Annotated in this window: 20 protein-coding genes; 6 read left to right on the top strand and 14 right to left on the bottom strand. The window is 68.3% G+C overall.

Features of this window, described 5'->3' with window-relative positions; all coding sequences use genetic code 11:
• Positions 1-100 precede the first annotated feature (100 nt).
• Entirely contained in the window at positions 101-1,090 is a 990-nt protein-coding gene (locus tag ACFW3F_RS12690) for a hypothetical protein (protein ID WP_388057774.1), read from the top strand.
• 20 nt (positions 1,091-1,110) lie between these two features.
• Here ACFW3F_RS12690 and ACFW3F_RS12685 read toward each other — a convergent pair whose 3' ends face one another.
• Positions 1,111-2,763 carry a TM0106 family RecB-like putative nuclease gene (locus ACFW3F_RS12685; protein ID WP_388057772.1) on the bottom strand — a complete coding sequence of 551 codons (1,653 nt, stop codon included), beginning with the start codon at positions 2,761-2,763 and terminating at the stop codon, positions 1,111-1,113.
• A 228-nt stretch (positions 2,764-2,991) separates the two neighbouring features.
• On the opposite strand from ACFW3F_RS12685, the gene ACFW3F_RS12680 reads away from it, so the two are divergent.
• Together ACFW3F_RS12680 and ACFW3F_RS12675 are read left to right on the top strand one after the other, a co-directional pair.
• Positions 2,992-3,684, top strand: coding sequence for a DUF6474 family protein (locus ACFW3F_RS12680; protein ID WP_388057770.1), 693 nt, complete (start codon positions 2,992-2,994; stop codon positions 3,682-3,684).
• A gap of 145 nt (positions 3,685-3,829) precedes the next feature.
• On the top strand, positions 3,830-4,525 hold the full coding sequence (locus tag ACFW3F_RS12675) for a hypothetical protein (protein ID WP_388057768.1): 696 nt from the start codon (positions 3,830-3,832) through the stop codon (positions 4,523-4,525).
• On the opposite strand, the gene ACFW3F_RS12670 is transcribed toward ACFW3F_RS12675, so the two are convergent.
• The 5 genes from ACFW3F_RS12670 to rraA all read right to left on the bottom strand — a co-directional run bounded on the left by ACFW3F_RS12670 (position 4,505) and on the right by rraA (position 10,100).
• On the bottom strand, positions 4,505-5,470 hold the full coding sequence (locus ACFW3F_RS12670) for an alpha/beta fold hydrolase (protein ID WP_388057766.1): 966 nt from the start codon (positions 5,468-5,470) through the stop codon (positions 4,505-4,507). The two genes, ACFW3F_RS12675 and ACFW3F_RS12670, sit on opposite strands and share 21 nt — an antisense overlap.
• Positions 5,471-5,492: 22 nt before the next feature.
• Positions 5,493-6,308 (bottom strand): cyclase family protein, encoded by an 816-nt coding sequence (locus tag ACFW3F_RS12665; protein ID WP_388057764.1) that lies wholly within the window; start codon positions 6,306-6,308, stop codon positions 5,493-5,495.
• 2 nt (positions 6,309-6,310) lie between these two features.
• The gene (locus ACFW3F_RS12660; protein WP_388057762.1) at positions 6,311-7,519 is read right to left on the bottom strand and encodes a PQQ-dependent sugar dehydrogenase; all 1,209 of its coding nucleotides are present in this window, start codon (positions 7,517-7,519) and stop codon (positions 6,311-6,313) included.
• Positions 7,520-7,967: 448 nt separating this feature from the next.
• On the bottom strand, positions 7,968-9,521 hold the full coding sequence (locus tag ACFW3F_RS12655) for a succinic semialdehyde dehydrogenase (protein ID WP_388057760.1): 1,554 nt from the start codon (positions 9,519-9,521) through the stop codon (positions 7,968-7,970).
• Positions 9,522-9,608: 87 nt separating this feature from the next.
• Complete coding sequence (gene rraA, locus ACFW3F_RS12650; RefSeq protein ID WP_388057758.1) at positions 9,609-10,100, bottom strand: ribonuclease E activity regulator RraA; 492 nt, start codon at positions 10,098-10,100, stop codon at positions 9,609-9,611.
• A gap of 295 nt (positions 10,101-10,395) precedes the next feature.
• Here rraA and ACFW3F_RS12645 point away from each other — a divergent pair, with 295 nt between their 5' ends.
• Entirely contained in the window at positions 10,396-10,560 is a 165-nt protein-coding gene (locus ACFW3F_RS12645) for a hypothetical protein (protein WP_388057756.1), read from the top strand.
• Between the two features lie 31 nt (positions 10,561-10,591).
• Here ACFW3F_RS12645 and ACFW3F_RS12640 read toward each other — a convergent pair whose 3' ends face one another.
• On the bottom strand, positions 10,592-11,485 hold the full coding sequence (locus ACFW3F_RS12640) for an alpha/beta fold hydrolase (protein WP_388057754.1): 894 nt from the start codon (positions 11,483-11,485) through the stop codon (positions 10,592-10,594).
• Positions 11,486-11,556: 71 nt separating this feature from the next.
• The gene (locus ACFW3F_RS12635) at positions 11,557-12,105 is read right to left on the bottom strand and encodes a sigma-70 family RNA polymerase sigma factor (protein ID WP_388057814.1); all 549 of its coding nucleotides are present in this window, start codon (positions 12,103-12,105) and stop codon (positions 11,557-11,559) included.
• A 308-nt stretch (positions 12,106-12,413) separates the two neighbouring features.
• On the opposite strand from ACFW3F_RS12635, the gene ACFW3F_RS12630 reads away from it, so the two are divergent.
• The gene (locus ACFW3F_RS12630; RefSeq protein ID WP_388057752.1) at positions 12,414-13,298 is read left to right on the top strand and encodes an MBL fold metallo-hydrolase; all 885 of its coding nucleotides are present in this window, start codon (positions 12,414-12,416) and stop codon (positions 13,296-13,298) included.
• A gap of 26 nt (positions 13,299-13,324) precedes the next feature.
• On the opposite strand, the gene lysX is transcribed toward ACFW3F_RS12630, so the two are convergent.
• Positions 13,325-16,738 carry a bifunctional lysylphosphatidylglycerol synthetase/lysine--tRNA ligase LysX gene (gene lysX / locus ACFW3F_RS12625; RefSeq protein WP_388057750.1) on the bottom strand — a complete coding sequence of 1,138 codons (3,414 nt, stop codon included), beginning with the start codon at positions 16,736-16,738 and terminating at the stop codon, positions 13,325-13,327.
• An 87-nt stretch (positions 16,739-16,825) separates the two neighbouring features.
• Here lysX and ACFW3F_RS12620 point away from each other — a divergent pair, with 87 nt between their 5' ends.
• Positions 16,826-17,104: an RNA-binding S4 domain-containing protein gene (locus ACFW3F_RS12620; RefSeq protein ID WP_388057748.1), complete on the top strand. Its 279-nt coding sequence runs from the start codon at positions 16,826-16,828 to the stop codon at positions 17,102-17,104.
• Between the two features lie 114 nt (positions 17,105-17,218).
• On the opposite strand, the gene ACFW3F_RS12615 is transcribed toward ACFW3F_RS12620, so the two are convergent.
• From ACFW3F_RS12615 to gltB, 5 genes are all read right to left on the bottom strand, one after another.
• Positions 17,219-17,380 carry a hypothetical protein gene (locus ACFW3F_RS12615; RefSeq protein ID WP_388057746.1) on the bottom strand — a complete coding sequence of 54 codons (162 nt, stop codon included), beginning with the start codon at positions 17,378-17,380 and terminating at the stop codon, positions 17,219-17,221.
• A gap of 585 nt (positions 17,381-17,965) precedes the next feature.
• Positions 17,966-18,634, bottom strand: coding sequence for a DedA family protein (locus ACFW3F_RS12610; RefSeq protein WP_388057744.1), 669 nt, complete (start codon positions 18,632-18,634; stop codon positions 17,966-17,968).
• Between the two features lie 146 nt (positions 18,635-18,780).
• Positions 18,781-19,668: a cutinase family protein gene (locus ACFW3F_RS12605; RefSeq protein WP_388057742.1), complete on the bottom strand. Its 888-nt coding sequence runs from the start codon at positions 19,666-19,668 to the stop codon at positions 18,781-18,783.
• A gap of 108 nt (positions 19,669-19,776) precedes the next feature.
• Positions 19,777-21,231 carry a glutamate synthase subunit beta gene (locus ACFW3F_RS12600; RefSeq protein WP_388057740.1) on the bottom strand — a complete coding sequence of 485 codons (1,455 nt, stop codon included), beginning with the start codon at positions 21,229-21,231 and terminating at the stop codon, positions 19,777-19,779.
• Positions 21,224-25,807 (bottom strand): glutamate synthase large subunit, encoded by a 4,584-nt coding sequence (gene gltB, locus ACFW3F_RS12595; RefSeq protein WP_388057738.1) that lies wholly within the window; start codon positions 25,805-25,807, stop codon positions 21,224-21,226. Before gltB ends, ACFW3F_RS12600 begins: the two co-directional genes overlap by 8 nt.
• Positions 25,808-26,077: the final 270 nt, after the last annotated feature.

Below are 26,077 nucleotides of genomic sequence, written 5' to 3'. Positions count from 1 at the left end.
CCGGCAGGTGAACATTCGGCTCCGGCGCGGGGCGTGCGGCGGTCTGCTGCGCGGTGTGAGCGACGTTGTTTCTCCCCATCGACTGTACGCCTGACGAACCATGACCCACCGTCTCCCATCCGACACCGGCGCCTCCCGCAGCAGGACGTGCGGCCCCGCCGTCCTGTTCGTCGTCATCGCCGCGATCGCGTTCATCGTCCTGGCGCCCGGTGTCGCGTCGCCTGCGCCCTCGGACCCAGGCGTGTCCGGATCCGATTACACCGATTCCGACTCGACCACCGATTCCGACGCTGACTCGGAGTCGGACGCCGAGTCGGATGTCACCGACGATGACGGGCCGGGCGACACACCCGGCGGCTCGGCGGCCGACGATGCCGAGCCGAGCGATGCAGAGACCACCGACCCCGAGACCGAGACCGAGACAGAGACCACGGACGAGTCCTCGCCGTCGTATCCCCCGGGTTGCGGATGCGGTTCGACGGAGACGTCGGACTCGACGACCGAGACCACCGACACGACTGACACGACTGACACGACGGCGTCGACCACCACGACGACCACCGATGACCCGGACCCGACGAACTCGGGGTCTCAGACCACGTCCGGGAGCGACGGGGACGGCGAGGGGGGCGTCACCATCCGCCGCACCCGCGAGCCGGAGGCGGGGACGACATCCGACGGCGACGTGGGCGGGTCCGATCCCCCCGGAGTCCCCGCGGGCTCCGGACCGGCCGTCGCCGACGTACCGTCGGTCGCGCCGCCGAGTGGTGGTGGGTCCGCGGGGGCACCCGAGGTGGCCCCGGGCTCGGGTTCCACCACCGAGCCGGGGGCCGACCGCCGTTCCGCCAGAGCCGAATCCGAATCCAAATCCGAATCCGACGACACTGACAGTCCGCAGACGATCGCAGGTGCGCAGGGACCGTCGGCGGGCCCACCTCAGGCGTCGACGGGTACGCCGGAGAGCTCGACGCTGACGTCGGTACGAAAGTTCGTCCTCGGGGTGGCGCCCGGTGCGCTGATGCTGCTCGGGGCGGTCGCGCTGTTCGGCAGCGGGTCGTTCCTCGACTCGTTGCGCTCGATGCGACCCTGAGTCGTAGGTCCGCCGGGGCGTCAGCCCGCCCGGAAGCGGTCGAGTAGGTCCCGCTCATGAGGTACCTGCGCGGCCGCGCCGTCGGTCATCCACTCGCGCAGCACCTTTGTGGCGCGGACATCGTCTTCGTTGTACTCGAGCAGGCGCTGACGCTGCCCGTCGTCGGGACGACCGCCTCCGAGCGCCACGGCCGCCCGGTACCACTGCATCGAGGCCTCACCGCTCGCGTCGTCGTCGCGCCACGAGAACCCCGCGACCGGCGCCACTCGTTTCAGTCCCTTGCCCCGCGGGCAGATGAAGTTCTCACCCACCGCCTCGTAGATGTCCACCCACTCCGGCGACGCGATGAAGGCCTGGACCTCGGCACGAGTCGGGATGCCCGGTTCGCCACCGAAACGATCGGCGGAGCCCAGGAGCCATCGATTCTCCGCCTGCTGGGAGTAGCAATAGGCCGCGAACGTCTTCCCCGCATCTCGCGCGGCCGCGCGTTCGGCCATCAGCCATCCCCAGAATTCGGCGAAGGATCGCGCTTCGTCGCGAGTGGGCAGCGGGTCCCAGGTGACGAACGGCCGATACTCGACGGGCACCGACGGATCGGTGGTGTCGGTGCGCAGTGTTCCCCACAGGTACGCACCGTGCTCGCCGTAGCTCTCCATGTCGACGTCGATCTCGATGTCGGCGCGGCGGACCCGAGGCGAGTCGACGCGCCGCACGAGCTCGGTGCCGGTGAGCCAGGCGATCGCGTTGATGATCGCGTCCCCGAACCGCACCCCGCCCGGCCAGCCGTCCGGTGGTGCCCCCCGCTGCGCGGCGAGCTGATCGATCGTCGTGATCCCGGCATCGATGAGGATCGATCCCTGATTACCGGTCGCGACGAGACTGACGTCGCGCTTCTCCTCGAGTTCTGGTCCGCAACGGACCCACCACGGACACGAACGGCATTCGCTGATCCGACGCGGCTCGGTCGGGATCTCGCCGGCCGCGACCGCGAGGCGGCGCTCGAGGATCCCCGAGTAGTCCGCGAGCATCGCGCCGGTGTCCAGGACGACGATGCAGTCGGCGTCCACGCCGATCACCCCGCCACGTAGCTCAGCGGTGTCGGTCGACGATGCCCTGCCGATCTCCACGAGCATGGCGGTGAGGTGTGCCAGCCGAAGGTTGTCCCGGCGGTTGGGTCGCCCGGTCCGATACGGGTCGGGGCTCGGCGCCCACGTCCAGAAGGGACTGGTCACCAGGCTGGGCGGCCGCCCGTCCGGATCGGGGACCGACTTCGCAGGCTGGCTGACCCGGTGGTTGACGACGATGACCGGGGTGTACCCGTCGCCGACGCGGACCAGCAGCTCGGAGTGGCCACGCCGCCCGTGCGCCTCGTCGGTGGGCAGCGTCGCGTTCCAGATCCACCTCGCCCCGGCATCGCAAGCGCGCAGCGTCGCCGCGACCCGGTCGGCTGCTCTCGCATCGGGGTCGATGGCCACGAACGCGGCGGGCTGGTCGCTGTGCACCCCTCGAAGCAACTCGCGGACCGCGGCGCGATGATCAGCGGCAGCCTCTTTCCGACGCTGCACACCGGGCGGGTCGGGCTCGTCGGCGGGACGTCTGTCGTGCGCGAAGTCGAGAGCCACCCGATGCTCACAGCCGGCGAGGTCGCGGGGGGACAACACGACAGGGGCCACGCCATCCCTTTCTGGGCTCGAGCGGAGGAGACACGTGGTCGGATACAACCACATGTCATGCTTGTACTTGTTATCACGCGCGCCTGACGCCGGGAGCGATGCGAGCGGGGCCACGGATTGCGGCGCCGGAAGCGAGCGAGCGAGCCGGTCGACACCGGCGCAGGGAGCGGAACGAGAGCGGGCCGGGGATCGACTGCGGTCTTCCCCGCAGCAGCGAAAGGGCATTCGATGGGGTTGTTCTCCTCCGACGGTACGACTCGTGCGCAGCGCAAGGCCGAGGCCAAGGCTCTCAAGGCGAAAGCCAAGCTGGAGGCGAAGTTCGACGCCAAGTCGCGGCGCAGAGAGCAGAAGGCTCGGCGCAAGAACGAGTACAAGTACTTCCAGAAGGAGATGAAGGCCGAGCGCAAGACCGCCAAGCAGCTCGCCAAGTCCCAGTCGAAGGTGAGCAACGCCGAGGCGAAGAAATTCGCCGTCGAGGCGCAGGCAGCCGCCGACGCCAGGGCGTTCAGCCCGTCCAGTGTGAAGCGCTACCTCACCGTCGCTCGGCTCGTGGCGCCGATCGCCGCACCCATCGTCTACCGGGCGGCGGTCGCCGGCCGCGAACAGCTCGCCACGCTGCAGGCCAACCGTGCGGGGGTCTCACCGGAAGTGTTGCGCCAGTTCAGCGGTCACGGCGCCACTCTGTCCGCGCGCATCGCCACCACCCGGACGGCACTGGAGAAGGTCGTCGCCCAGGACACCAGTGCCGATGCCAAGGACTTCGTCGACGCGATGACCAAGCGTCTCGACAACCTCGACATCGCGGTACAGACCGCGGAGACGATGTCTGCCGGTCAGCGCCGCACCGCCCACAAGTCCATCGCCGACGAGCTCGAGGCCGTCGACGCCGACATCCTCGCGCGGCTCGGCGTCCGTTCCTGACGCGGGTGTCGCGTCGGACTCTCGTCGAGCCGAAGGCCACGACCCTCGTCGGGTGAGGGCGCCGACCCACTAGGATGGGCCCCGAACGTGTCGCGCGGCGGAACAGTCGCCGAGCGCGTGCCGGACACTTGCGAGGGAGCGCCGTATGACCGAGCCGAATCCGAATGTCACGCCGTCCGAGGGTGCGCCGAACCGGGACGAGCAGGCGCTGTTCCCGATCGCCACCCCCGGCGACTCCGGGTCCGGCGACTCTCCTGACACACCGGAGCCCGCGCCCGGCAAGCCGGTGGCCAAGAAGGCTGCGAAGAAGGCACCGGCGACGAAGGCCACGCCGGAGACCGCGGCCGCAGAGTCCGGAGGCGACAGACTACCGCCGAAGAAGGCTGCAAAGAAGACACCCGCAAAGAAGAGCCCGGCGAAGAAGGCCGCCGGGGTCGCACCGGCGAAGAAGTCGGCAGCCAAGAAAGCACCGCCCAAGTCGGCGCCGCCCGCTCCGGAGTCGACGAGACCGCAGGAGCCGGTTGCCGAGCCCGAGGCGCCTCAGGTGTCGGCCCCGAGCCCGGTCTCGTCCCCGAGTCCACCGGTGACCCACTCCCCGGAGCCGGCCTCCACGCCCTCGGCACCCACACCGGCCGAACCCACACCCGCACCGGCTACCGAACCCGGCCATCCGCCGGTCGATGTCGTCGCCGAATCCGACGCCGCGCGTGCCACTTTCGCGCAGCTGCGCTCCGGTTCCCCGACCGAACCCCCGACGACCAACCTGACACCCGCATTCGCGGGACTCGCGGCTGCGGTCGCCCTGGTCGTCTTCGTCGTGCTACGCCGTATCCTGCGCTGACGTCTCGTCGGCCGACCGAATCGCGGCGGATCGGTCCGCCAGAGCCGAAGCGGCTGGATCGGGATCCGTTGGCCCCGAATCCGTTGGCCCCGGTCCGGATCGCGACCGGCCATCGGCGACCCGGGCCAGGATCGCCGCGGCGACGTCGCCGGGGTGCGCTTCGGGCAGCCAGTGGTCGGCGCCGGGCAGCACGATGAACTCGTAATTCGCCTCGACCCACCCAGAACACAGGCGAGCAGACGCATCACCGATCGCGATGTCGGCGTCGCCCCACACATAGGTGGTGGGAACACCGACCGGCCGAGGCGTGGATCGCTTGTCCGGGAGGAGCATCGCGCGATACCAGCCCAGCGCACCGGGAAGCGCACCATAGGCGCCGATCTCGGCGGCGACGCGTGACGCGAACGGCTGTGGAAGTCCCATCCGCTCACCGAAATCCGGTTGCGTCCGCATCGCCCAGCCGAGAAGCTTCTCGGGCAGCACCGGAACCTGGAAAGCCGCCATGTACCAGGAACGAAAGACCTGCCCCCGGGGCATGGCGCGCAGGAACGCCCCGGAGTGCGGAACGGACAGGGCAGTAAGCGTTTTCACACGATCGGAATGGTGCGCCGCCAGTGTCCACGCCACGATCGCACCCCAGTCGTGGCCGACGACGTGAGCTCGTTCGATCCCGGCGGCGTCGAGCAGGGCCAGCACGTCGGACGCCAGCTCTCCCTGCACGTAGTCTCGCCGCCGCGTGGGTCGGGCACCGGGTGAATACCCACGCTGATCCGGCGCAAGCGTCCGGAAACCGTTGTCGTGCAATGATGGCGCGACGAACTCCCAGCACGAGGCCCGCTGGGGGAACCCGTGCAGCAGTACGATCGGTTCACCGTCGGCCGGCCCCGCGTCGGTGACATCGAAAGTGTATGGCCCGCGGCTGAACCGGGTGATTCGAGTCGTCATCGATGATCCTCCTCCATGCGGCTCACACCATCGCGATCACGCGTGCCGGACCACCGGTTCCACCGGCGAACTTCGGCGCCCCGACGATCACGGTCGAGCCTCGTGCCGGTACGGCTGTCAGGTTCGCCATCGCCTCGACGGCATACCGCCCGCTGCCGAGGATCGCGGTATGGGCGCCGGTGGCTCCGCGGATGTCGACGCTGAGTGTGTCGGTCCCGATGGCCACGACTCCTCGTTCGGCGACGAGCATGCCGACCGCGGCCGGCGAGAAGCCGGCGGCCTCCGCACCACCGGTTCGTGGCTGCCATCCGGTGTGTAGAGCGACCAGAGCGCCGCGCGGGATCTGCCCGTGCCGCGACTCCCAGTCCGCGACATCGCGTTCGGTCAACTGTTCCCGCCGGTCACGGCGCGCCCTGGTCTCGATGCTGATCACCACGAGTGGCGCGACGAGGTCGGCCGGGTCGATGCGGTCGACGGTGATCCCGCCCCCGATCTTGTGGGCGGGGGCATCGACGTGTGTGCCGGTGTGCTCGGCGAACGAGACCCAGTTGGTCGAGAATCCCGAATCCCGCCCCCGCACACGAGAAGTGGGGATCGTCACCATCGGCGGGTTGCCCGGCCACACCGGGAACGACGGTGACAGCGTGTGCGTGAGGTCGACGATCCGACCTGCCATCGCACCACTCGGCGCTCCGCGGGTAGGAGCGGCCAGCCCGGTCCCCGCCGCCACCGACGCCGAGATCCCTGTCGCCACACCGGCCGCCACCCGTAGCGCCGTCCGACGAGACATCCGACGGGCTTCGTCGTGTGCGTGCCCGACAATCGCGTCGTCGCACATCGTCAGGCGTCCGAACGCACGCGCAGGATGCGATCCGACCCTTCGCCATCGCTGGTCGTGAGGACCAGCGAGCCGTCGGGTGCGACGGCCACGCCGCGCAGGCGGCCGTGCGTGTCCTTCAGGGCCTCGGTCTGCGACACCACCCGTCGTCCGTCGTCGGAGAGCTTCATGAACACCAGCCTCTTGCCCTTGAGTGCCGTGAGCACGAGGCCGCCATTGAAGGCGCCCCAACCGGTCTCGGGCAGAAAAGCGATGCTCGGCAGGGCCATCGTCTCGTTGCCCGAACTCCACACCGGACCGATCGCGCCCGGGACACGGACCGGATCGGTCATCGGCACCGACTCGTCGTAGATCACCGGCAGGCGATCGGGCTTGTACCCGTAGTTGCCACCGGCGACGATGCGGTTGAGTTCGTCGTCACGTGTCGTGCCCTGCTCGATCGCGTACACGCGACCGGTGCCGGGCTGAATCGCCACGCCCTGGACGTTGCGATGACCGAGGCTGTAGATCGGACTGCGCGGGTTCGGATTACCCGGAGCCGGAGTGCCGTCGAGCTTGATGTGCAACACCTTGCCGCCCAGCGACGTACGGGACTGCGGAATCCAGGGTGTGGCGTTGTCCCCGGTGCCGACCCAGAGACCATCGGTGGTCGCCGCGAGCCCGCAACCGCCGTGCCGTCCCGAGGCGTTGACCGGAATTCCGCTCAGCACGGTGCGCTCGCGGGCCATCTGGGTCCAGTCGGCGCCGACCCGCCAGGACACGACCTTGATGGTCTGCCCGGTCTGGGGGAACTCGATGGGGATGTTCGACAACGACCCGGGGGCACCGGGCGCACCCGGCACGGTCGCCTCCGCCTGGCACGAGTACACACGACGGGTCTGTTCGAACCGCGGATCGATGGCGAGGCCCATCAGCCCGGACTCGCCGTGGGCGAAGATGCGCGACAGATCGGCGCGGACGTTCACGCGTTGCCCGCCCGGGCGCACGGCGACGAATCGTCCCGCCCGCTCGCCGGTCAGCACCGTCCCGTCGGGGGCGACCACCACGCCCCACGGGATGCTCAGCCCGTCGACCACGGTGGTCACCCGTAGCGCGGGTGCTGCGTCGGCGGTCGGCGCGCTGAGCAGGCTGCCGGCGAGAGCTGCCGACAGCGCCGCGGTCAGCACTCCCAGACGCGTCCGGTGGGATCGGGTTACGGGGTCTCTGCGCATGCGGGGGCTCCGGGTCACAGAGATACCGTAACCACGCACACCTCCACCGGGCAGCACATCGGCCGTCTCGCCGGCCTGGACCTGCTCGCTGATCCGACAGAACCGCCCGATTTCTGCTCCCTGGTCCGAAAGAACCACAGAGCCGCTGGCTCGCTTTGCTCCCTGAGGAGCGCCCGGAGCTTGCGGAGGGCGCGTCACGAAGGGTCAGGCGACCGAGGTTGCGAAACCCTTCGTGACGCTCGCAAGCTCGCTCCTCAGGGAGCAGAACGGGAACGCTTCGCTCGCTCCTCAGGGAGCAGAACGGGAACGCTTCGCTCGCTCCTCAGGGAGCAGAACGGGAACGCTTCGCTCGCTCCTCAGGGAGCGGAACGGGAACGCTTCGCTCACACCTCAGGGTGGTGCAGAACGGGAACGCTTCGCTCGCACCTCCGGGGCGGGAACGGCTCGCCTAGCGACCCGGCAGGTACTTCAGCGCGCGGACCGCGGTCGGGGTGATGGCGCGGTAAATGCTCGTCGGGACCACGGGCATCCGGTCGATGCCGATGAATCGCTGCTCGGCAATCGTCTGCGGCTCGGTGTACTTCAGCAGGCCCTCGTCGCCGTGGCGGCGTCCCATACCGGAGATGCCCATGCCGCCCATCGGGGCCGCCGTCGACGCCCACGCCGCCGCGTAGCCCTCGTTGATGTTCACGGTCCCGGCCCGCAGCTGCTCGGCGACCTCCTGCGCTTCGGCACTGCTTCCGGCGAAAACGCTTGCGTTCAGGCCGTAGTCAGTGTCGTTGGCCAGCTTGATCGCCTCGTCGGTGGAGTCCACGGGGTAGATCGTCACGACGGGCCCGAAGGTCTCGTTCCCGAAACACACCATGTCGTCGGTGACGTCGGTGAGGACCGTCGGCTCGAAGAAGAAGGGCCCGAGGTCGGCACGACGCTTGCCACCGGCCAAGACCTTTGCACCCTTGGCCACCGCATCCTCGACATGCGCTTCGGCGGTGTCGATCTGGGCGGCCGAGGCCAGCGAGCCCATGTCAGCGCTGAAATCGTAGGAGGCGGAGAGCTTCATCGTCGACACGTAGGCCGCGAACCGTTCGGCGAAGTCGTCGGCGATCTTCTTGTCGACGTAGATCCGCTCGATCGAGATACACAGCTGCCCGGAGTTGGAGAACGACGCGCGCGCCGCGCCCCGGACGGCGTTGGCGATGTCAGCGCTTGCGGTGACGACCATCGGGTTCTTGCCGCCGAGTTCGGCCGAGAAACCGATGAGTCGACGTCCGGCCTGCTCGGCGAGGGTGGCACCGGTCTCCGAGGAGCCGGTGAACATCACGTAGTCGGTGGTGGCCATGATCGCCTGGCCGACAACCCCTCCCGGGCCGGGCACCACGGCGTACAGCTCGCGCGGCAGACCCGCCTCGTACAGCAGCTCGGCCAGAGCCAGTGCGCAGTAAGGGGTCTGGCTGTCCGGCTTGATGACCACGCCGTTGCCGGCGATCAGGGCGGCCACCGCATCGGACACCGCCAACGTCAGCGGGTAGTTCCACGGGCTGATGATGCCGACGACGCCCTTGGGCAGGTAGCGCACGCGCACGCTCGTCGCGCCCGGCAGCATGCCCTTGACCTTGCGGTCGGCGAGCAGCTTGGGACCGTTCGTCGCGTAGTGACGCGCGGTGATCGAGACGTCGATGACCTCTTCTTGCGCGTAGATACGTGCCTTGCCGGTCTCGGCCTGCGCGATGTCCATCAGGGACGCCGCGTTGCGGTGGACCAGTTCGGAGAAGCGGTCGATGATCGCGGCGCGCTCGGCCGGCGTGCGGGACGCCCACCCCTGCTGCGCCTGGCGGGCGCGGGCGACCGCCACCTCGAGATCGTCTGCGGTGGCGACCGGGATGGTCGCCATCTCCGTCCCGCTGAACGCCTCGAGCACCGGGCGGGTGGGACGACTCGCGGCGTCGTCGATGGCGACGAGCGCACCCAGGCGAGCGAAATAGTCGGCGGTGGGCTTGGGCATGGCGGTGCTCCTCAGCGCTGTCGGGTATCGGGTCTTGTCGGATGGCGATCGCCGGTGGCGGCGATCGAGGTCTGCCGGCGCTCGGCCTTACCGTGTGTCCGGCGAGACGAGCACGATGCCGTCGTCGTCGGAATAGACGAGGTCGCCGGGGGTGAACGTCTCGCCGCCGATGGTCAGCGGAACGTCGCGCTCGCCGGCACCGGTTTTCGTCGACTTGCGCGGGTTGGTGCCCAGGGCCTTGACCCCGATCTCCATCCCACCGATGACCTTGGCGTCGCGAATGGCGCCGTTGATGATGAGCCCCACCCAGCCGTTGGACCGACCGAGTTCGGCGATCAGGTCTCCCACCAGTGCGGTGTGCACCGAGGCGTCGCCGTCGACGACCAGAACCCCGCCGGGGTTGGACTCGCCGAGTACCGACTTCAGGAGCGCGTTGTCCTGGAAGCACTTGACCGTCGACACGCGTCCGACGAACTCCCGGTTCCCGCCGAACTGCGTGAACTGGGTGTCACAGCTACGGACGTCGGCACCGATCTCGTCGACGAGGTCAGCCGTCGGGGTGAAGGTCAGCTCGCTCATGCCGAACAGTTTAGGTGTAACCGCAAGTAGCTGGTTACTCGCGGGTAAGGGACCGGGCAGGACGCAGCCGTGGGCCGAGGTCATAGCCCTGGCTCACGCCGGCTGGGCCTTTGACCATAAGCTTTGCTTTCCTAAAAGTGATTTACATCACTTTTGATCTGTGCGAGCGTGATGTCATCGTGAGCCGCACCCGTGCTCACCTCAAACCCGAAGGGCGCACGCATGAGGCGAGCTATTGCAGCTCCTGCCTCCAATCGCCGGAACGGACCTGCCGTTCAGCAGCGTCGCTCGCGTCATGTTGGCAAACCGAATTGCCGAAAGGACGGCCGCGGCGGGCGGTTGCGTCTTCATCGGCACATCGATCACGCCGGTGACATCGCCGGTCACCGGCAAGCCCCTCACGTCGATCATGAACTTCTTCGTCTCTCCCGAGACGATCTCGCAGTTCTGTCGTCCCTAGGCGATGCCGACTTGGGGAACGACGCACATGGTCACTGCCGCACCCCGCCGATGATCTCGGCGACGTCGTCCGGCCGCTCCGAGACGAGGAAGTGCCGCGCCCGCGGGAGAACGGCGATCTCACGGGCCGTGAGCACCTCGGCGTAACGCCGCTGCTTCCATTCCCAGAAGTGCCGCCACCCCGGCAGTCTCGACGACGCCACCACGACGGTCACCGGGACGTCGGGCATCGGCTCGGACCGTCGCAGACCCCGCAACGTCTGGTTCATCGACCCGAAGGCGGCGTTCTCCACGAGCAGTGCGAGCAGATAGGGCGGCTGCCCGAAGACGTGGGTGCTCCACCGGCGCTGTTGCTCTCCGCGACCCTCGGGCGGCGCCGGCACCACGCGGCTCCACACCTGAAAGCTCGGCCAGCGACGGATGCCGACGCGACTGGTGACCGCACGCGCCGCACCGACCACCCGATGAGCGTTGCCGACCCGGAACGACAGCGGGACGATCCGCCACGGGAACAGCACGAACGATCCGTCGAGCACGACCACACCCGCGGTCCGCTCGGGATACCGTCGCGCGAACGCCTCCACGTACAACGACGCCAGCGAATGGCCGACGACGACAACCGGTTCGTCGACGCCACGCGCGTCGAGCACAGCGGCCATCCGTTCCACCTCACCGAGCAGCGACGGATGATGCCCACGGCCGATGGGATCGGACAACCCGTAGCCCGGTCGGTCGTAGCGGATGACCCGCCACGACGAAGAGAGTCGGGCGACAAGCGGATCGAGATCGAACCAGTTGCTCCCGAGCGCCGCCATCAGCAGCAGCGGTGGACCCGACCCCTCGTCGAGCACATGGAGCCGATGCTCCCCGACCGTCACGAACTCACCGGGCGAGTCCAGGCCCTCGTCGGGTGTCGTCTCGTGCACGCGTCCAGTGTGCCCGGGCGGGCCGGGCCGCGTCGCCGGACGACGTGACGGGAGGCACCGACGGCGTGCGGTCAGCAATCGTCCTGGTTGTCCAGGCAGGTCCGCAGCCGTCGTAGCCCGTCCCTGATCCGCGACTTCGTGGTCGGCAGCGGTGTGCCGGTGCGGGTCGCCACCTCGGGGTACGTGAGCCCCCCGAAGTACGACAACTCGACACTCCCCCGTTGGAGGTCGGTGAGATGCCCGAGGCAGGTGCGCACCGCGTTCACTTCCGCCGAACGGACCACAACTTCCAGCGGAATGTTCTGCGTCGCTTCGGGTTCGGCCGCCATGACGCCGTACTCCCACATCCGCTCGGTGTGCATGTTCTCGGTGCGGACCCGGTCGACGGCGCGTCGGTGCGCGATCGTCATCATCCAGGTGATCACCGACCCGCGAGCGGGGTCGTAGTCGCCGGCCCGCTGCCAGTACTGCAGGTAGGCCTCCTGCACGATCTCTTCGGCGTAGTGCCGGTCTCGCACCACCCGGACGGCAAGACCGTAGATCCGGGAACTGGTCAGATCGTAGAAGCGGGTGAATGCGACGCGATCTCCCACGGAGATCGCCCTCAGCAGGTCACGCAGGACACGCGAGTCGTCACCGGAATGCGGGCTCGGGTCGGCGGGCGGGCCGCTGCCGGCGTTCACGGGACCGAGCGCGGGTGGCCAACCGGCGAGTCGAGGCGAGCATGAGAAATCACGATTGACTTCCTGTCGTCGAGCGTCGGGGGTCCTTCTCTACGTCGTTCCGTCCGGCCGTGGTGTTACGCCGCCGGCGCGGCGAGACACGTGTCGGATGCCCGGAACCGGAGCGCCGAGGACCCTGTGAGCGGTAGGAATACCCGGTGTCCACGTATCGCCAGCCGGGTCCGACGCCGGCCGAGGTGCTACGCATGAGCGCCCTCGCCATGCGGGGCGCCATCCGGCCACGCCCGCCCGACCGGCGGCTCATCGACGCGATCGAGGACGCCGGGTTCCCCGACGGCGAGGTCACGGTGCGGGTGCGCGCGCTGCCCCAGGTCGCGCGCCGGGTCCCGATTGCCGGACTCGTCGAAGGAGCGCCGGCCTTCCGCCGTCTGCCCTCGGCGATGACGACCTTCGTGGTCGAACACCCCGAGGCGACATTTCTCGTCGATCCCGGCTTCTGCCGCGACGCCCATCAGCGCGTTCTTCCCGAATTGCCGACGATCCTGCGTCCGCTGATCACGCCACCGCGGTCGACGATCAGCACTGCCGAGGGTCTCGAGTTGCGCCCGCTGCGCCGCGCACCCGACTTCGCGCTGCCGACGCACGCCCACTGGGATCACGTGTGCGGTCTGCTGGACCTGCCCGGGCTCCCGGTTTGGCTGCCTCGGGTGGAACGGGAGTGGGTCCTGTCCGGCACCCACCCACCGGTGGGCGGGGTGCGCGGCGCACTGACCGACGGTCGACCGATCCTCGACTACGGACTCGACGGGCCGCCGGTGTCCACGTTCACGGCGAGCCATGACCTGTTCGGCGACGGCTCGGTGGTGATCGTCGACCTCGCCGGTCACACGCCCGGAAGTGTCGGCGTCCTCGCCCGCACCGCCTCCGGACGGATCCTGCTGGCCGGCGACGCGGCGTGGCACGCCGAGCAGGTGGATCGACTCCGGCAGAAGCCGAGTATTCCGGGCGAGTTCGTCGACCACGACCGCGACGCGACGTTCGCGACGCTGCACCGGCTTCATCTGGCACGCCACACCGTGCGGGTCGTCCCGACGCACGACCACGACGCCGTCGGAGCACTCTGCGGCTGAGGCGAATTCGAACTCGGTCGACCGGGTCAGGCGTCCTGCGGTTTCGCGAGCGGGAACGCCAGCGACTCGCGGATGGACTGTCCGGTGATCAGCATGACCACCCGGTCGACGCCGACACCGAGACCACCCGTGGGCGGCATCGCGTATTCGAGCGCCTGCAAGAAGTCCTCGTCCAGTTCCATCGCCTCGGGATCACCGTCGGCGGCCAGGATCGACTGCTCGGTGAGACGTTTGCGCTGCTCCACCGGATCGGTGAGTTCGGTGTAGGCCGTGCCGAGTTCGACACCCCAGGCCACGAGGTCCCACCGCTCGGCAACGCCCGGCTTGCTCCGATGCGCGCGGGTGAGCGGTGACGTCGACGTCGGGAAATCGGTGTAGAAGGTCGGGAACGTGGTCCGGTCCTCGCCGAGATGTTCGTAGAGTTCCAGCACGATCTGCCCGGCATCCCAGTCCGGCCGGTGGTTGATCTCGAGGCGATCACACACCGCACGCAACACCTCGACGGAGGTCTCCGGGGTGATCTCCTCACCCGCACCTTCCGAGACCACCTGATGGACGGTCTTGACCGGCCACTCCCCCGAGATGTCCACGCGCTCTTCATTTCCATCGGCATCGGTCCGGACGATGACCGGTTCCCCGTAGGCCGCCGTCGCCGCGTGCTGGATCATCTCCCGCGTGAGATCGAGCATCTTGAGGTAATCACTGTGCGCCTCATAGGCTTCCAGGCTCGTGAATTCCGGGTTGTGGCTGAAATCGACACCCTCGTTACGGAAGTTGCGGCCGATCTCGAAGACCTTCTCCACCCCGCCGACGCATAACCGCTTGAGATAGAGCTCCGGCGCGATACGTAGGTACAGGTCGAGGTTGTAGGCGTTGATGTGCGTCTGGAACGGGGTCGCGTTGGCGCCACCGTGGATCTGCTGCAGGATCGGCGTCTCGACCTCGAGAAAGCCACGCGCGGCGAGGAAGTCGCGCAACGACTTCACGACGAGGCTCCGGGTCGCCAACGACTTGCGCGTCTGCTCGTTGATCGCCAGGTCGACATAACGCTGGCGGACACGCGCTTCCGGATCGGTGAGGCCGGCCCATTTGTCGGGCAACGGACGCAGGCACTTGCCGTTGATCCGCCAGGCGTCGATCAGGATCGACAGCTCGCCCTTCCGGCTGGTGCCGACGACACCACGTGCCTGGATCAGGTCGCCGAGATCGACGTCGGTGCCGAAATCGGGTGTGCCGGGGATGACCCGGGAGTCCTCGACCAGCACCTGCACTTCGCCGGACCAGTCGTGGACGTCGGCGAAGACCACCTTGCCGAAGTCCCGAAGTCGCGTCACGCGGCCGGCGACGGTGACCGTGGTTCCTTCCGGTTCGGCCTTGGCCTGAGCGATCGTGTGGGTGGGCTGATCGGCCGGCGGGTACGGGTCGAAGCCGCGTTCGACGAGGCGGTCCATCTTGTCGAGCCGGACACGCACCTGTTCGGGTCGGTGGACGACCGCACCCTCGGGTGTGGCCGCCTCGGCGTCGAGCTCGGCGATCAGGGCCGGCGCGTCGACGCCCGGCGGGATCGACGGCGGCCCCTGCGTGTAGTGCTTGGCCCGACCGAAGCGCGGCAACGTGATGAAACCCTCGGTCACGATCGCGGCCAGGCCGACCCGGGGCAGGATCCGGCTGTCCTCGAAGCACAGGTAGCGCGACTGCCAGTCCGGCAGATACTTCGCATTCGACTTGTACAACGACTCCATCTGGAAGAACCGCGAGCCGAACATCAACACCGAATAGCCCATCCGCATCACGGGCCCGGCACCGATCTGGGGCCCCTGCTCGAAGAACGCGCGGAACGCGGCGAAGTTCAGCGACACCTCGGTGATGCCCAGTTGCTCGGAGTTGCGGCACAATTCGGCGACCATCGTCTCCACGACGCCGTTGGGCCCGTGCCGGTCGCGGCGCATCAGGTCGAGCGAAACCCCACGACGCCCCCACGGCACGAACGACAGCATGCCGACGACCCGCTCGCCGGGGGCGCCCTCGTCCATCACGGCCTCGACCAGCAGGCAGTCGCCGTCCGCGGGATCGCCGATGCGCGACAGCGCCATCGCGAAGCCGCGTTCCTCGTCGGTGTCGCGCCAGTCGTCGGCGCGCGCGACGATCGTCGCCATCTCGCGGTCCTCGATCTCGTTGTGCCGCCGGATGCGCACGGCGACCCCGGCGCGGCGGGTGCGTGTCACCGCCTGACGTACCGCCTTCATCGACGGTCCGCTGAGGCTGAACTCACGAGTGTGGAGGATGGCCTCGTCGCCGATGTTGAGGGAGACGAAGCCGGCGGCGTCGAACGCTGCCGCGCCGCGCGGGCTCGATCCCATCGATGCGGGATGCCAACCGTATTTCTCGCAGAGCGTGAGGAATTCGGCGATGGCGTCCGGCCATGAATCCGGGTCACCGATCGGGTCACCGCCCGCGAGTCCGACGCCCACCTCCACCCGATAGGTGATGGCCGCGCGGCCGTCGGGCGAGAACACGACGGCCTTGTCGCGGCGGGTCGAGAAGTACGCGAGCGAATCGTCGTCGTTGAACCGTGCGATGAGGGCACGGATGAGCGCCTCGTCCTCGGCGGTGATGAGCCAGCGCAGTCGTTGGGAACGGAACAGCACGAATGCCGCGGCGATCAACGCCAGCGCACCGAACAGACCCAGCAACCCGTTGACGAAGAGGTGCGTGTGCCGGCCGTCGAATGAGGCCTCCTGGTCGATGGCACCGAACGCGACCACCCGGTTGAACGCGTAGGGCAACCGGTCGCCCCGGGTGAGGGTGTGCGGGAACGCCCACACCAGGGCCCAACCCAGCAGCGTCGCGATCGCCAGCCCGGCGATCAGCGTGCCGAACGCCGCGGGGATCGCCCCCTTGCGGACCCGCGTGTAGAACTGGCGATACGTGGACAGCAGGAACATCAGCGCGAGCGCGTCGATGAACAGGCCGATGTAGATGTTGGTGCGGTCCCACCGCGTCACACCCAGGTCGTCTTCCAACGACGGCACCAGATAGAGCGCGTTCGTCGCCATGAAGAGAACCAGGTAGACGACGCTGATCCACCAGGCGATCCGCTTGCGCGCCGACAGCGCGACGGCGATGAGCGCCAGCACGAACGCCCAGGCGAAGCTGGTGTCGGGCAGGGTGATGATGTAGTCGTCGACGTAGCGTCGCGGGTCGTGGATCAGGTGTCGGATCGCCGGAAAGAGGCTGGACAGCAAAGCGATTGCCGCCAAGACGCCGACGATCGTGCCCGCTATGTGCGGCGCACGGGTACCGAACCCGGTGGGCCGCCGGATCTTGTCGAGAAGTGCGAGGGATCGGCGATCGGCCGCGGTGGGCGTACGAGGTGCGGCGTCGCGGTGCTCGCCGGGGTTCTCGGGGTCGACCGGCGCGAGGGGGGTGTCGGTGGCCATGCGTAAAAGGTAGTCGGGAAAAGGGGTATGTCCCGGCACTCCACGCGGATTGGCCCCGCCCGGCACAGATCATCTCCGGAGTCGCCGATGGCCGGAGTGGCCCGGCGTGCCCGCGACCGGCATGATCGAGGCGTGTACGACGTGACGATCCGAGACGACTCCATCCGACTCGGCCAATTCCTCAAACTCGCCAACCTGATCGAGTCCGGAGCCGAGGCCAAGGAGGTGATCGCCGACGGCCTGGTCACCGTGAACGACGAGGTGGAGACCAGACGCGGCCGGCAACTGACGATCGGTGACGTCGTGTCCGTCGGCGGGATGAGCGTACGAGTGGTCTCCGGGACCGACGAGCCGCCCGCCCACTGATCCGGAGGAACGGCACAGCCACTGCCCCCCGCCCACTGATCCGGATGAACGGCACAGCCACTGCCGCCCGCCCCCTGAGGTGCGAGGAGCGATAGCGACGAGCCTCGAAGGGCCCTAGGTCCGGACGCCGAACCGTCTGAGTTCGGCAGGTGTGATGAGACGTTCCGCTTCGGCGGGGAACATCGTCGTGGAGCGGCGGCTCCCGAGTCGCCCGCCGATCAGCGAGGTCAACACCGAGCCCCGGCGGGGCGCGTGAAAGGTGTCAGCCAACTTCATGACCAATCACTTCCTGATACTTCACATTCGTTACAACGGACTCAAACTTTGTTCTACTGTAGCGGCTGTTCCGGATCGTGTCGTCGGACTTTTCCGTGGCTTCCACCACGTTTTCCGCGACTGCCGACACGTGTGAATCCCGCACCTCCGGGTCCCGAAGTGGCGAGTGCCGCACACGACGGCTAGATCGATCGTCCCACGCGAAGCGTTACCCCACGGGTAGCGACGCACCCCTCACCTGCATGAATGACGCGCCGCGTGATCCCGGTCGGGGTGGGGGTCGTCCGAGAGCGGCGCCGGGACCCTCTTCTGCGGGTGCAGCGAGCACCGGTTCACGACGGTGTGTCGACGCCTCCGATCAGAACGACCGAAGCCGCCGACCCGATGTGGGGTCGGCGGCTTCGGCGTGTTGAAGGACGGTGCCGGTCAGTGCGCCTCTCGGCAAACAGGCCGCTCGAAGCGGCAAAAGGGTGGGACCCGGGGCATTGAGTCCGTCACCGTCGAGGGGTACAACTGCGCGGTAGGGGAAGGTATTCCCCGGCCCGTTCGGTGATCAGCACCACGTCTGCGTTGAGCCCATCGTCCTCACCCGGCGGTGGTCGCCCTCCTGCGGCGAACCCGCTTCACGACGAACCAGGCGACCATCGCGACCAGCACCGCGATCACGATGTTGGACAGCACGCCGCTCCACCGTTCGAGAGCCGGGGCGATGGCCGGACCGAAACCGAAGCCGATCCCGATCCACAACGCGTTCCACACTCCCGAACCCAGCGTCGTGTAGGCCGTGAAGCGCCAGAAGGGCATCTTCTCGATGCCGGCGGGGATCGAGACGAACGATCGCACGAGGGGCACGCACCGACCGAGAAGGACCGCGAGTCCGCCCCAACGGATGAAGTACGCCTCCGCCTTGTCGAAGTCGTCGTAGTCGAGTAGCGGGAGCCGACCGACGAGACGCCGGGTGCGGTCGCGGCCCAGCGCTGCACCGATCCAGTACCAGAGCCAGGCGCCGACGAGCGATCCGATCGTCGCGGCGGCCCAGGCGAGCCAGACGTTCATGCGGCCCTCGTAGGCGAGGAAGCCTGCGCCGGGAAGGACCGCTTCGGATGGAATCGGTGGGAGGAAGGTCTCGAGGAGGATCGCCACCCCGACGCCCACCTCGCCGAGCGTGTCCATGAGGTCGAGGATCCAGCCGATGAAGCCGCTGTGGCCCTCGGACGGATCGGTCTGAGCGAGGAGTACGGGAAGCGTAGGCAAGGATGTGGTCCGTCTGTCCGGGGTCGGTCACCGGTCGCCGGACTTCGGCGACCACGTCGAACGCCACTCTAGTCGGATGTCCGATTTCGGGACTTCCGCCGCAGGTCGGTGTCCCCGCGGCTGGGTGCGACGGTCCGTTCGACGGGTCAGGCGAGGCCGGCGAGGAACCGGTTGGCCCACTGCACCGCGGTCACCCCGGGACGGACCTCGAAGTCCCGATACGTGCCGTGCGACCCGGACTGCAGGAACTGGTTGAAGGACCTGATCTGTTCGCGTGCCCGCGCGTCGCCCAGTTCCTGCACGATCTCGCCGGGCCCGCCGAGGGTGAGCAATTCGGACAGGATCGCGCCCGCCTCGGCCTGGTATTGACCGATCTGGCTCGGCGTCGGGTCGCTGGTCTCGGCGAGGTAGCCGACGATCCGGGTCACGTAGTAGTCCCGGGGCACGTTGCAGTAGACGTCGGTGGGCTCACAGATCGAGAACGCCCTCGGCAGGACCCACCCCATGCCGTCGAGGCGTGGTCCGCCGCTCCCCTCGCCCCTCAGCGCCGGCCCGATGAGATTGTCCCGCTTCGACCGTCGCGGATCGGCGACGAGCACGACGCCCGCCACCTGTCCGGGCCGGATGGCGGCGCGACCGGTGCCGATCTCGGATGCGAGGTCGCCGGCCGCGTCGGCGCCCTGGCTGTAACCGACCAGCGCGATCCGGGTGCCCGGGCACCGGCGGAGCATCTGCAGGGCGAGGCCCGTGGTGTTGGCGACCGCCTGCGCCTTGGACTTGCCGTAGATCGCCTTCTCCCAGGGGAACGCGGTGGCGTCGTATCCGACGAACTGCACCTGCGTCTCGGCCCCGAGCCCGGCGGTGACCTCCCCGAGGAAGCCCGGGTTGGCACCGTTGGACCAGGTTCCGGGCACAGCGAGCAGGTAGATCTCCGGGCATCCGCGCGGCGCGGCGTCGGCCCTGGGGACGCCGAGGCCTCCCCCGGCGAGGACGGCACAGAGCAGTGCGCACGCGATGGTGACGATCCGACGCATGGTCCGTTCCCTTCGTACCGGCCGATGAGGCAGCAGCGACAACCCTACGCAGTTTCCCGGCCCGAAGCCGCGCTCACCGCGGCTTCGGGCTGTGGATTCGGCAGAGTGTCAGCGCTGCGCGACCTGGGTGGGCACGATCGGTGCGGGCAGGTCCGACGCCCCGGTGAGGAACGCGTCGGCGGCCGCGGCGGCCGACCGGCCCTCCGCGATGGCCCACACGATGAGCGACTGTCCGCGCCCGGCGTCACCGGCGACGAAGACACCCGGCTGCCCCACGGCGGCGAAGTTGTTGTCACGCTTCACGTTCCCGCGGGGATCGTATTCGACGCCGATCTTGTCGAGGAGGTCGTCGCGCTCGGGACCGACGAAGCCCATGGCGAGCAGCACGAGGTCGGCCTCGAGCTCGAAGTCCGAACCCTCGACCTTCTCGAAACGTCCGTCGCGCATCTCGACCTCGTGGGCCCTGAGGCCGGTGACCTTGCCGTCCTCGCCGACGAACTGTTCGGTGTTGACCGAGAAGACGCGCTCGCCGCCCTCTTCGTGAGCCGACGACACGCGATACATCAGCGGGTAGGTCGGCCACGGGGTCGACTCGGCACGCTCGATCGGTGGCTTCGGCATGATCTCGAACTGGTGGACGATCTCGGCGCCCTGGCGCAAGGAGGTGCCCAGGCAGTCGGCGCCGGTGTCACCGCCGCCGATGATGATGACCTTCTTGCCCTTGGCCGAGATCTGACCCTCGACGCTGTCGCCGAGCTGCACGCGGTTGGCCTGCGGCAGGAACTCCATGGCCTGGTGGATGCCGTCGAGCTCACGCCCGGGGATCGGCAGGTCGCGGGCGATCGTCGAACCGTTGGCGAGGATCACCGCGTCGAAGTCGGCGCGGAGCTGGTCGACGGTCACGTCGACACCCACGTTCACGCCGGTGCGGAAGACGGTGCCCTCGGCCTCCATCTGCGCCAGACGACGGTCGATGTGGCGCTTCTCCATCTTGAACTCGGGGATGCCGTAGCGGAGCAGACCACCGATGCGATCGGCCCGCTCGAACAGCGTCACGTCGTGCCCGGCACGCGTGAGTTGCTGCGCGGCAGCGAGTCCCGCGGGACCGGAACCCACGACGGCCACCGACTTGCCGGTCTTCTCCGACGGCAGGACCGGGGTGACCCAGCCGTTGTCGAAGGCGTTGTCGATGATCTCGACCTCGACCTGCTTGATGGTGACCGGCGGCTGGTTGATCCCCAGCACGCACGACGCCTCGCACGGAGCCGGGCACAGACGGCCGGTGAACTCCGGGAAGTTGTTCGTCGCGTGCAGACGCTCGATGCCGTCGCGCCACTGGTCCTTGTAGACCAGGTCGTTCCACTCGGGGATCAGGTTCCCCAGCGGGCAGCCGTTGTGGCAGAACGGGATACCGCAGTCCATGCAGCGGCTCGCCTGCGTCTTCAGATGGCCCTTGTCGAAGTCGTTGTAGACCTCTTTCCAGTCCAGCAGACGCAGCTCCACCGGGCGGCGGTCGGGCAGTTCCCGCTCGGGGTGCTTGAGGAATCCTCTGGGGTCAGCCACGTGCGGCCTCCATGATCGCTTCGTTCACGTCTCGTCCGCTCTTCTCCGCGTCGGAGATGGCCAGCAACACGCGCTTGTAGTCGCGCGGCATGACCTTGGCGAACTTGGTCTGTGCGGTGTCCCAGTCGTCGAGGAGCGCGGCGGCGACCGGGGATTCGGTCTCGGCCCGATGCTCGTCGATGACGGTGGCGAGGAACTCGATGTCCTCGTCCTCCAGCGGCTCGAGGTCGACGAGTTCGGTGTTGAGGTTGTCGGCCAGCTTGCCCTCTGGGTCGAAGACGAACGCCATGCCGCCGGACATCCCCGCCGCGAAGTTGCGACCGGTCTCACCGAGGACGACGACGCGACCGCCGGTCATGTACTCACAACCGTGATCACCCACACCCTCGACGACCGCGGTCACACCCGAGTTGCGCACGCAGAAACGCTCGCCCACGATGCCGCGCAGGAAGATCTTGCCTGCGGTGGCACCGAAGCCGATCACGTTGCCCGCGATGATGTTCTGCTCGGCGACGAAGTCGTCGGGCGCGTTGCGAGCCGGCCGGACCACCAGACGACCGCCCGAGAGACCCTTGCCGACGAAGTCGTTGGCGTCGCCCTCGAGGCGCAGCGTGATGCCCTTGGGAACGAAGGCGCCGAAGCTGTTGCCGGCCGAACCGGTGAAGTCGACGATGACCGTCCCGTCGGGAAGACCCTGTGCCCCATAGGCCTTGGTGACCTCGTGGCCCAGCATCGTGCCGACAGTGCGGTTGACGTTGGTGATCTTCGAGGTGAACGACACCCGGGTACCGTGGTCGATCGCCTCACGGCTCTGGGCGATGAGCTGCTGGTCGAGCGCCTTGTCCAGGCCGTGGTCCTGAACGCCGGAGCAGTACAGGTCCTGGTTCATGAACGGGGACTCCGGCATCGCCAGGATCGACGACAGGTCGAGCTTGCCCGCCTTCTCCGACTTCCAGTGCGCCAGTGCCTTGGTCGTGTCGAGTGCCTCGACGTGACCGACCGCTTCCTGCAGGGTGCGGAAGCCGAGGCGGGCCAACAGTTCCCGGACCTCTTCGGCGATGTACAGGAAGAAGTTCTCGACGAACTCCGGCTTGCCGGCGAAACGCTCACGCAGCAACGGATTCTGGGTGGCCACGCCCACCGGACAGGTGTCGAGGTGGCACACGCGCATCATGATGCAACCGGCGACAACGAGAGGTGCCGTCGCGAAACCGAACTCCTCGCCGCCCAGCAGGGCGGCGACGACCACGTCGCGACCGGTCTTGAGCTGGCCGTCGACCTGCACGACGATGCGGTCGCGAAGTCCGTTGAGCAGCAGGGTCTGCTGGGTCTCGGCCAGGCCGATCTCCCAGGGTGCGCCAGCGTGCTTCACCGAGGTCAGCGGGGTGGCACCGGTACCGCCGTCGTGCCCGGAGATCAGGACCACGTCGGCGTGTGCCTTCGAGACACCGGCGGCGACGGTACCGACGCCCACCTCGGAGACCAGCTTCACGTGGATGCGGGCCTGCGGGTTGGCGTTCTTCAGATCGTGGATCAGTTGCGCGAGATCCTCGATCGAATAGATGTCGTGGTGCGGCGGCGGCGAGATCAGACCCACACCCGGCGTCGAGCCACGCACCTCGGCAACCCACGGGTACACCTTGTGCGGCGGCAGCTGCCCGCCCTCACCGGGCTTGGCACCCTGCGCCATCTTGATCTGGATGTCGGTGCAGTTGCTCAGGTAGTGCGAGGTGACACCGAAGCGGCCCGACGCGACCTGCTTGATCGCGCTGCGTCGCCAGTCGCCGTTCTCGTCGTGGGTGAAGCGACGCGGATCCTCGCCGCCCTCACCGGAGTTCGAGCGACCGCCGAGCCGGTTCATGGCGATCGCGAGGGTCTCGTGGGCCTCCGCGGAGATCGAGCCGAAGCTCATCGCGCCCGTGGAGAACCGCTTGACGATCTCGCGGGCCGGTTCGACCTTGTCGATCGGGATCGGGTCGCGATCGCCGAAGTTGAAGTCGAACAGGCCACGCAGCGAAGCCATCTGGCGGGACTGGTCGTCCACCAGCTTCGTGTACTCCTTGAACACCTTGTACTGGCCGGTGCGCGTGGAGTGCTGGAGCTTGAAGACGGTGTCCGGGTTGAACAGGTGGTACTCACCCTCGCGGCGCCACTGGTACTCGCCGCCGACCTCGAGCTCGCGGTGCGCGCGCTCGGACGGACGATCGGAGAACGCGAGAGCGTGGCGCGTCGCGACGTCGGCGGCGATCTCGTCGAGACCGATGCCGTCGAGCTGACTGTTGAGGCCGGTGAAGAACTCGTCCACCGTCTCCTGCGAGACACCGATGACCTGGAAGAGCTGCGCACCGGTGTACGAGGCGAGGGTCGAGATGCCCATCTTGCTCATCACCTTCAGCACGCCCTTGCTGGCGGCCTTGATGTAGTTCTTCTGCGCGGTGGCGAAGTCGACGTTGCCGAGCACGCCGCGCTCGGTCATGTCCTCGATCGACTCGAAGGCCATGTACGGGTTCACCGCTGCCGCACCGAAACCGACGAGTGCGGCGACGTGGTGGACCTCGCGGCAGTCGCCGGACTCGACGATCAGGCCGGCCTGCGTGCGCTTGCGCTCACGCACCAGGTGGTGGTGCACCGCAGCCGTCAGCAGCAGCGACGGGATGGGTGCGTAGGTCTCGTCGGACTCGCGGTCGGACAGGATCACCAGGTTCACGCCGTCGTCGATCGCGGCGCTCACCTTCGCGCGCACCTCGTCGAGTGCGGTGCGCAGCCCGGCGCCGCCCTCGGCCACCGGGTACAGACCGTGGATGTGGACGCTGCGGAAACCGGGCAGCGCGTCGTTGCTGTTGATCTCCACCAGCTTCGCGAGCGTGTCGTTGTCGAGCACCGGCGAGGGCAGCTCGATCTGGCGGCACGACTCGGGGCCGGGGTTGAGCAGGTCGGCCTCGGTACCGATGGTGCCACCGACGCTCGTGACGATCTCTTCGCGGATCGCGTCGAGCGGCGGGTTGGTCACCTGGGCGAACAGCTGCTGGAAGTAGTCGAACAGCATGCGCGGACGCTTGGACAGCACCGCGATCGGGGTGTCGGTACCCATCGACCCGAGTGCCTCGGCACCCGTCTTCGCCATCGGCGCGACGAGAAGGTCGAGTTCCTCACGGGTGTAACCGAACACCTGCTGGCGCAGCGCGACCCGGTCGTGCGGCATGTGCTGGTGCGGCGGCGCCTCGATGTCGTCGACCGGGACGAGTCCCTGCTCGAGCCATTCCCCGTACGGGTGCTCGGCGGCGAGCTCGTCCTTGATCTCCTCGTCGTCGACGATGCGACCGGCGGCGGTGTCGACGAGGAACATACGGCCGGGCTGCAGGCGCATTTTCTGCACCACGTCGGAGTGGTCGATGTCGAGCACGCCGACCTCGGAGGCCATGACGACCAGTCCGTCCTTGGTGACCCAGATACGGCTGGGGCGCAAGCCGTTCCGGTCGAGCACGGCGCCCACAACGGTGCCGTCGGTGAAGCAGACCGACGCCGGCCCGTCCCACGGCTCCATCAGCGCGGAGTGGTAGCGGTAGAACGCCCGATGCTCGGGCTTCATCGACTCGTGACGCTCCCATGCCTCGGGAATCATCATGAGAACGGCGTGCGGGAGGCTGCGTCCGCCGAGGTGGAGCAGCTCGAGCACCTCGTCGAAGCGCGCGGTGTCCGAGGCGCCCGGTGTACAGATCGGGAAGATCTTCGACGCCGCGTCGGCACCGAATGCCTCGGTGTCGATGAGCGCCTCGCGGGCGCGCATCCAGTTCTCGTTGCCGGTGACGGTGTTGATCTCGCCGTTGTGGGCGACGCGGCGGAACGGGTGCGCCAGCGGCCACGACGGGAAGGTGTTGGTGGAGAAGCGCGAGTGCACCAGACCGAGCGAGCTCTCGACCCGCGAGTCCTGCAGGTCGACGTAGAACTCCCGCAACTGCGGGGTCGTCAGCATGCCCTTGTAGACGAAGGTGCGGCCGGACAGGCTCGGGAAGTACACGGTCTCGCGGCCCGGTCCATCGGCGCCTGCACCCTTGTTACCGAGCTCGTACTGGACGCGCTTGCGCACGACGTAGGCGCGACGCTCCAGCTCCATGCCCTCGGCACCGCCGACGAACACCTGACGGAAGGTCGGCATGGCGTCACGCGCGAGCGCTCCGAGCGAGTTCTCGTTGGTGGGCACCTCGCGCCACCCGAGCAGGGTCAGGCCCTCGGCCTCGATGACCTTCTCCACGCCCTCGCAGGCGAGACGAGCGTCTTCCGAGCCCTGGGGCAGGAAGGCGATACCGGTCGCGTAGCTGCCCTCCGCGGGCAACTCGAAGTCCACGGTCTCCCGCAGGAAACGGTCGGGGACCTGGATCATGATGCCCGCACCGTCGCCGGTGTTCGGCTCGGCGCCCGCGGCGCCGCGGTGCTCGAGATTCACCAGCGCCATGATCGCCTTGTCGACGATGTCGCGACTGCGCCGCCCGTGCATGTCCACGACAAACGCCACGCCACACGAGTCGTGCTCGTTGCGTGGGTCGTAGAGACCCACCGGTCCCGGAGCCTGCTTCATAGTTCGCCTCACTTTGCGCGCGCGGGGTGCACGCACTACCCGTCGTCAATGTCTGGGGCCACACCGGCCGTGTCGGGCCGCGGACCTCGATGTCCCCGGCGTCGTCGTCATCCACCCGCATCGGGGCTGACCTGGGCAGAGCCGACGATCACAGCGGCGGTGAGTCCCGGTCAGCGCCGTTGCTGACGGTCCCTTCGGGCCGCATCGTCGGGACCCGAACCACCCTGCTCATCGCAGCTACCGCGCGCAGCACGCCAGAGCGCCCCCGGG

The sequence above is a fragment of the Gordonia sp. NPDC058843 genome (assembly GCF_042743165.1).
Classification (GTDB): Bacteria; Actinomycetota; Actinomycetes; order Mycobacteriales; family Mycobacteriaceae; genus Gordonia.
This window is presented reverse-complemented; position numbering and strand designations above follow the sequence as displayed.